Origin of the sequence: Limosilactobacillus frumenti DSM 13145, from assembly GCF_001436045.1 — a bacterium.
GTDB lineage: Bacteria > Bacillota > Bacilli > Lactobacillales > Lactobacillaceae > Limosilactobacillus > Limosilactobacillus frumenti.
Map to the genome: position 1 here is coordinate 139,546 of NZ_AZER01000013.1, position 7,175 is coordinate 146,720.

8 protein-coding genes, 2 tRNA genes and 1 riboswitch are annotated in these 7,175 nt (G+C 44.0%); of the genes, 9 read left to right on the forward strand and 1 reads right to left on the reverse strand.

Annotated features, from left to right (window positions below):
• Positions 1–15 precede the first annotated feature (15 nt).
• Positions 16–939 (reverse strand): cation diffusion facilitator family transporter, encoded by a 924-nt coding sequence (locus FD27_RS02795; protein ID WP_057749193.1) that lies wholly within the window; start codon positions 937–939, stop codon positions 16–18.
• A gap of 171 nt (positions 940–1,110) precedes the next feature.
• Between FD27_RS02795 and FD27_RS02800 the strand changes: the two genes are divergently transcribed.
• The 9 genes from FD27_RS02800 to FD27_RS02840 all read left to right on the forward strand — a co-directional run bounded on the left by FD27_RS02800 (position 1,111) and on the right by FD27_RS02840 (position 7,038).
• Positions 1,111–1,767 carry a metal-dependent transcriptional regulator gene (locus FD27_RS02800; RefSeq protein ID WP_057749198.1) on the forward strand — a complete coding sequence of 219 codons (657 nt, stop codon included), beginning with the start codon at positions 1,111–1,113 and terminating at the stop codon, positions 1,765–1,767.
• Positions 1,768–1,787: 20 nt separating this feature from the next.
• On the forward strand, positions 1,788–2,543 hold the full coding sequence (locus tag FD27_RS02805; RefSeq protein WP_057749200.1) for a threonine/serine exporter family protein: 756 nt from the start codon (positions 1,788–1,790) through the stop codon (positions 2,541–2,543).
• Between the two features lie 11 nt (positions 2,544–2,554).
• Positions 2,555–3,028 (forward strand): threonine/serine exporter family protein, encoded by a 474-nt coding sequence (locus FD27_RS02810; protein ID WP_057749203.1) that lies wholly within the window; start codon positions 2,555–2,557, stop codon positions 3,026–3,028.
• Positions 3,029–3,073: 45 nt separating this feature from the next.
• The gene (locus FD27_RS02815) at positions 3,074–3,748 is read left to right on the forward strand and encodes a phosphatase PAP2 family protein (RefSeq protein WP_057749205.1); all 675 of its coding nucleotides are present in this window, start codon (positions 3,074–3,076) and stop codon (positions 3,746–3,748) included.
• A 63-nt stretch (positions 3,749–3,811) separates the two neighbouring features.
• Positions 3,812–4,279, forward strand: coding sequence for a GNAT family N-acetyltransferase (locus FD27_RS02820; RefSeq protein ID WP_057749208.1), 468 nt, complete (start codon positions 3,812–3,814; stop codon positions 4,277–4,279).
• Between the two features lie 41 nt (positions 4,280–4,320).
• Positions 4,321–4,495: riboswitch (Lysine riboswitch) on the forward strand.
• Positions 4,496–4,584: 89 nt separating this feature from the next.
• Positions 4,585–6,069: an amino acid permease gene (locus FD27_RS02825; RefSeq protein ID WP_057749210.1), complete on the forward strand. Its 1,485-nt coding sequence runs from the start codon at positions 4,585–4,587 to the stop codon at positions 6,067–6,069.
• 103 nt (positions 6,070–6,172) lie between these two features.
• Positions 6,173–6,814, forward strand: a complete 642-nt coding sequence (locus FD27_RS02830; RefSeq protein WP_057749213.1) for a deoxynucleoside kinase — start codon at positions 6,173–6,175, stop codon at positions 6,812–6,814.
• 61 nt (positions 6,815–6,875) lie between these two features.
• Positions 6,876–6,948, forward strand: a tRNA-Val gene (locus tag FD27_RS02835).
• Positions 6,949–6,955: 7 nt separating this feature from the next.
• A tRNA-Leu gene (locus tag FD27_RS02840) sits at positions 6,956–7,038 on the forward strand.
• Positions 7,039–7,175 lie beyond the last annotated feature (137 nt).

Genomic DNA, 7,175 nt, shown 5'->3' on the forward strand with positions numbered 1-7,175 from the left:
GATTTTCTTTTCCAGCTATTTCTTAAAACTAGCATCAGAACCCATATTCTTCTTATCACCCGGGGTGTTGAATAACTGTTCATCACTACCCCGGTGACATTCAGCTTGAATCGTGACGTGGCAGATGCCGTATTTATCATGCAAGAGATTTTCCACTTCACCGTAAATCGGTTCAATTTGACTCAACGGCAGGTCGTCGCAGTTCAAGTGAGCAGAGAAAATAATCCGGTGTTCATCAATCATCCAAGCGTGGATGTGATGGACATCGTTAACGCCCTTAAGATCTTTTAGGTCACGAGCAATTGCTTCATAGTCAAGGTTAGGAGCTGATTGCATTAGGATCTTCAAGGTTTGCATGATGATTGGACAAGCTTCATAAGCAATATAAACGGCGACGGCAATGGTCAACAGCGGGTCCAACCACGAAACATTAACGAACGTTAAAATTAGTCCACCAAGGATTACGGCTACTGAAGAAAGGGCATCACTGAGAATATGAAGGTAGGTGGCCTTCACATTGAGATTGTCGTGACTCCCGGAATGAAGCAGTAATGCTGAAACTAAGTTAGCAACGAAACCAATGACCGCCACGGTTAACATGATGCCACCATTAATATGGGTTGGATGGTTCAACCGTTTGACCGCTTCAATAATTAAGAAAACGGAAACGACAATCAAAAAAGTGGCATTAACTAGTGCTGCCAAGATTTCTGCACGCCGATAACCATACGTCCGGCGGGAGGTTTCCGGCTTCCCTGAAATAACTGATGCCACATAGCCCAGAATAATTGAGAACGAATCACCCAGGTTATGAAAAGCATCAGACAGTAAAGCTAAACTTCCTGAAATCAAGCCCCCGATGATTTCGACGACCGTAATCAGGACGTTTAATAGGGTGACGGCAAAAAAACGTTTACCGGTCATACTTTGATTTTGCATATTGAATTCCCCCACAATTAATTCACATCAACATTCTAGCATATTCAAAGCCCTATTAACAAAAAAATTAGGTTAGCCAAAGATCACATTATAGTGTATTATAGAATCGTTTACACAATTCAAAAGCAACAGCCGATCGTAGGCTTCCATATATAAGGAGGAGTTATTAAGTTGACACCGATGAAGGAAGATTATCTGAAGATTATCTTTGAACTTGGTGGCAGTCATAAGAAGGTTTCTAATAAGGACATTTCCTTAGGCCTAGGGATCGCTGCAGGTTCAGTAACGGAAATGGTTTCTAAGCTAGCTGATGAGCAGTTAGTAGTTCATGAACCATACGCGGGAATTAGTTTAACTCCCAAGGGCGAAAAGTATGCGGCCGAATTGGTTCGCAAGCATCGTCTGTGGGAAACGTTTTTAGTTGATAAGCTCCACTATAACTTTGCCGATGTCCACCAGGAGGCGGAGGTTTTAGAACACCAGACAAGTGATCGCTTGGCAACTGCCTTAGATAACTTTCTGCAACATCCCAAAGCTTGTCCTCATGGTGGGGTGATTCCATCAGCTTCTGGTGAATTTCCTGAGGTTAGCCGAGTCCTATTGGCGGACGCAAAGGACGGCGAAAAGGTAACACTGGAACGCTTCTTGGATAATCATGAGTTGCTAACCTATCTTGAAGAATTGCAATTGCGGCCTGGTGATGAAGTGACAGTTGTTCGTCATGAACCATTCGAAGGGCCATTGGTAATTAAAAAGGCTGGTGCTGACCAACCAATTAATGTCTCTTACAAGGCCTCACATAATATTTTTATTCGGGCTGATAAATAACAGATCAAGGAGGCACTACCATGCTGACCGAACGACGTCGAACCTTGGCTTTACGTACCTGCGTGCTGGCGGGCCGTTTATTAATTGAGAACGGCTCCAACATGGAACGGGTGAATGATACTATCGAACGAATGGCAAAAGCAGCGGGTCTGCGCCAATTTCAGGATTTTACAACATTGACCGGACTGGTGCTAGGAAGTGACAACCTGCCAAACGCGCAAGTGGCCAATATTCGGCGTCGTCAAAATAACCTTAGCAAAGTAGCCGCTGTTAATGAAGTTTCCCGTGAGTTTACCGCGGGCCTTCTTCAGTTACCAGAGGCGTATGCCCAATTACGGTCAATTGATCGTCAAAAGGCCGGTCACTGGCAGAATCAGTTTGAAGCATTAGCGGCAGCAATATTAAGTGCTGTTTTGATGGTTGTCTTTACGGGGGATATTGTTGACTGGTGGTTGGCCTTTATTGCCGGTGGTCTGAGTTACGCTGTCTTTTCGTTTATTGTCCGTAAATTCAAAATCCAATATTTGGGCGAGTTCTGTGCTTCAATTGTGATTGGCCTGATTGCCTGCGAGGGTGTCAAGTTGGGCGTGGCTACTAACGCTGACGATATTATCATTGGCGGGGTTATGCCTCTCGTTCCGGGAATTCCATTAACTAACGCCGCTCGTGACTTGGTATCTGGAAACCTGATTTCCGCACCGACCCGGGGAATTGAAGCGCTTCTGACAGCAGTTGCAATTGGGTCTGCTATTGTGCTCGTCTTGCGCTTTGAGTAGGAGGGACCATCATGAGTTGGACGAATTTATTACTTCAATTTATTCTCTCCTATATTTCAACGGTTTGTTTCGGCGTTTTACTCCACATTCCGGTAAAGGCATACAATGCCAGCGGTTTGATTGGTGGCATCACCTGGGTTATTTATTGGGTGATGTACTACCAACATCATTGTGGTCTAGCGATCAGCAACCTTGTGGCCGCTATCCTCATTTCACTTTTTTCGATGTTTGCGGCGCGTCATCGCAAGATGCCCATGATTGTCTTTAATGTTCCCGCTTTGGTGCCATTCGTACCTGGCGGTCAGGCTTATAAAATGGTTCGTAATTTCGCCATTGGCAATAATCATTTGGTGATGGTTTATATGTACCAGGTCATTGTCATTGTGGGAGCGATCACCCTTGGCTTTGGGTTAGGCGAATTAATGATTCGTGCCCTTGGCTATCTGAAAAAGCTTCTGCGAAAAAGAGCCGGCGCGACTCGTTAAGGGTGTGCTATACTTCTATTTATATTGAATTCAAGGAGAAAAACAATGCTAATTGTTCACGATTCACGGCGGTGGCAACGTTTCACGATTAGTGCCGTCGCTTTTATTGTTTTAATGTTAATGGTCAAATTTAACGCTGCTGTGGGGACAACCATTGATGCTGTTTTCCAATCACTATTCACTAGTCAACGATTGGAAAATGCCGGCTGGTTCCATGCTCTGATGTCATTACTGACTTTTCTTGGTAAGCCAGTACTGGATATTGTCTGGGTACTGATCATTGCGATTGTAATGTGGCTTCGCCGCTATAAAATTCCTGCAGTGTGGGCAGTATGTACCATTCTTGGTGGGGATGTTTTAGGAACACTAATTAAGCATTTCGTTAAGCGGGTGCGGCCAGCTCAACACTTGGCAGCTGATGATGGTTACAGTTTTCCTAGTGGTCACGTGTTAGGATTCTTTTTAGTGGCTGGAATCTTGTTCTTGATTGTAATTCCAATCATTCAAAAGGCCTCCGTGCGGACCATTTGCCAATTATTATTGATTTTTGCGGTCTTCTTCTTAGCGGTTTCGCGGGTATACCTATATGCCCACTGGCCAGCTGACACAATTGGTGCCATGCTACTGGCTTACGCTTGGCTGCAGGTTGCTGAATGGCTTTATGTTATGTGGGCACCTAAGTTACAACAGGTTGGTTTCCTGTCTGATTCAGCAATTTAATATGTTAGATGGATGTGGACGCTTAATAGGGCGGCCACATTTCTTATTTCCTGGGGAATATGTATGAAAAAGTTAGAGTTAATTACTATCGGGCAGCAAAATACCCAATTATTATCACCACTATTACAAGATCCAGCACTTTTATTAGCAGCTGGATTGACGTACTCACCAACAATGGGGCTGTTGGGCATTCAGCTGATAGCGGCGCGTGAACACCTCTTTGCCATTACGTTTCATGAGCAAACTGTTGGCATCTTATTGCTCGGTCACCAGTATGGCCAGGAAGGTGAAATACTTCCCAAACAGTGGGAGGTCGGTTATGCTGTCTTGCCGCAATTTCAGAATCAGGGGATTGCATCAGCGGCAGTTCAACAAGTCATTGCTCAACTAACTCGTCAGCACAGAATAAGCATCATCACCGCCGATATTAAGACTGATAATGGTCCATCACAGGCCGTTGTTCGTCACTGCGGTTTTTCCTTGATCGCTAGTCGTAACGGTATTCAGCGCTGGCAATTTGCCAATAAATAATAATTGTAGTTGCGATTCTTATTAATGAGAGTATAATGAGAAATCAATGAAGAGGTCGCACACTTCATCAGTACGTGCTGTTAGGTTATTAAGGACCGGAGCAGGATTGAAAAGGGGAGTTGTGCCGAAACGACTACCAGCTTAATCTGGTGGCCGTTGGGCTGGGGTTGAATAAGCCACAGACTGTCGCATTATCAGCGGAGCGCTTCCTTAAAACTGACGGTGAAATAACAACGAGGTTTTAGTGGGGGCTCCTGCTGAAGCCTTTTTTATTTTTGGATTGAATAAAATGGAGGAGTTTTCTTATGTCAGAAAATTCAAGTAGTCAGGGCAACGTTGGTCATATTCACCGGACACTGCAAACTCGGCACCTGGCAATGATTGCCCTTGGTGGGACGATCGGAACGGGTCTGTTTATCACATCTGGATCAGCCATTTCTACGGCCGGACCTGGTGGGGCCCTGGTTGCCTATGGAATTATGGGGATCATGGTTTACTTCTTAATGACTAGTTTAGGTGAAATGTCCACCTACATGCCGTTAACTGGTTCTTTCTCTGCCTTTTCAACTAAGTTTGTTGATCCAGCACTAGGATTTGCTATGGGATGGAACTACTGGTTTAACTGGGCCATTACGATCCCAGTTGACGTTACCAGTGCCGGAATCGTAATGAATTTCTGGTTACCACATGTTCCAAGTTGGGTGTTCTCAACGGTTGTCCTGATTCTTGTCTTCTTAATTAACTACTTATCAGTTCGTTCCTATGGGGAAACAGAATACTGGTTAGCCCTGATTAAGGTGGTAACGGTTATTGTCTTCCTGATTGTTGGTATTGCCATTATCCTCGGAATTATGGGCGGCAAGCCAGTTGGCTTTAGCAACTTCCACTACAAGAAAGCACCATTTGTTGGTGGGGTTCCAGCTATTATCTCCGTCTTCTTGGTTGCTGGTTTCTCATTCCAAGGGACCGAATTAGTCGGAATTACAGCTGGTGAAGCTGCTACACCTGAAAAATCAATTTCTAAGGCTATCCATTCTACTTTCTGGCGGATTCTCTTATTCTACATTTTAGCGATCTTTGTCATTGCTTGTGTACTGCCATATACCAACAAGAATTTGATGAACTCAGATGTTACCCACATTACGATGAGTCCATTTACCATTATCTTCAAGCGGGCTGGTTTAGCAGTTGCGGCGAGTGTTATGAACGCTGTTATTTTGACTGCGGTTGTTTCTGCCGCTAACTCGGGACTGTATGCCTCAACGCGGATGCTGTACTCACAAGCCCGGGAAGGTTACGCATGGCGCTTCTTCGGTTATGTTAACCGGCGGGGAATTCCAATTTATGCTTTACTGGGGACCATGGTTGTATCAACCTTGGCCTTTGCCACTCAGTTTATCGTTCCGCAAGCATACCTGTACCTAACTGATGCTTCTGGTTTGTGTGGATTCTTGGCATGGTTAGGGATTGCCATTTCACACTATCGTTTCCGTCGAGCATACGTTGCTCAGGGTCACTTAGTTTCTGACCTGAAGTACCATGCAACCATGTATCCGTTTGGACCAATCTTTGCATTTGTCCTTTGTACGATTGTTATTTTGGGCCAAAATGTTGATGCTTTCGTTAAATTGGATTGGGCAAACATCTTGATGACATACATGAGTGTGCCACTGTTCTTGATCTTGTTCTTCTACTACAAGATCCGTTACAAGACGCACATGATTCCACTGAAGCAAGTCGACTTGTCCAAGAGTACGAAGGGCGAAAAGTACGAATCAACAGAAGAATAATTAAAATATCGAAGATACGGTGAATTAATCGTATCTTCTTTTTTCTTTAAATGTTAAGATGGTTGGGTATCGCAAAACGGATTATTTACGGAGGAGAATAGTCATGATTGCATTAGCAGGAACAATTGGCGCCGGTAAGACGAGCTTAACGAAGCTGCTGTCAGACCATTTGAACAGTCAGCCATTCTACGAATCAGTGGATGACAATAAGATCTTGCCACTGTTCTATAAGGACCCTAAGAAGTATGGCTTCCTATTGCAGATTTACTTCTTGAATCGTCGGATTGATGAAATTAAGGACTCATTTAACAATGACCTGAACGTTTTAGACCGCTCGATCTTTGAAGATGCCCTTCTTTTTAAGCTAAATGCTGATATGGGCCGGGCAACTGAAACAGAATCAAATATTTATTCTTCACTATTGCGGAACATGATGGAAGAACTCCCTGCCCAGGGTCATCAGAAAGCTCCTAATCTTTTGATTACCATTCAGATTTCCTTTGATACGATGCTGAAGCGAATTAAAAAGCGGGGGCGTTCATATGAACAGATCGCTAATGACCCATCCTTATACGATTACTACAAGAATCTGAACCAACGGTATGCCAAGTGGTACCAGGACTACGATGCTAGCCCTAAGATGTTAATTAATGGTGATAAATACGACTTTGTTGAAGATCCATCTGCTGCCCGCCAAGTGTTGGCCCAGATTGATCAGAAGTTAGAATCATTGGGCTTAAAGTAGTTTGACAAGCATTAAGTGAAATGATATATTAACAAGGTTCGGATATTTGCCTTGTTAATATGGAGGATTAGCTCAGTTGGGAGAGCGTCTGCCTTACAAGCAGAGGGTCACAGGTTCGAGCCCTGTATCCTCCATATATTTGCGGATGTGGCGGAACTGGTAGACGCGCAAGATTTAGGATCTTGTATCATTTTGATGTAAGGGTTCGAGTCCCTTCATCCGCATTGAAATAGAATTTTAATTTTTATTTCAAAAATTATTGACAATTTACTCTGACGCGTGTAACATACAATTATGTTATAGCGATATGCGGAAGTAGTTCAGTGGTAGAACATCACCTTGCCATGGTGGGGGTCGCGGG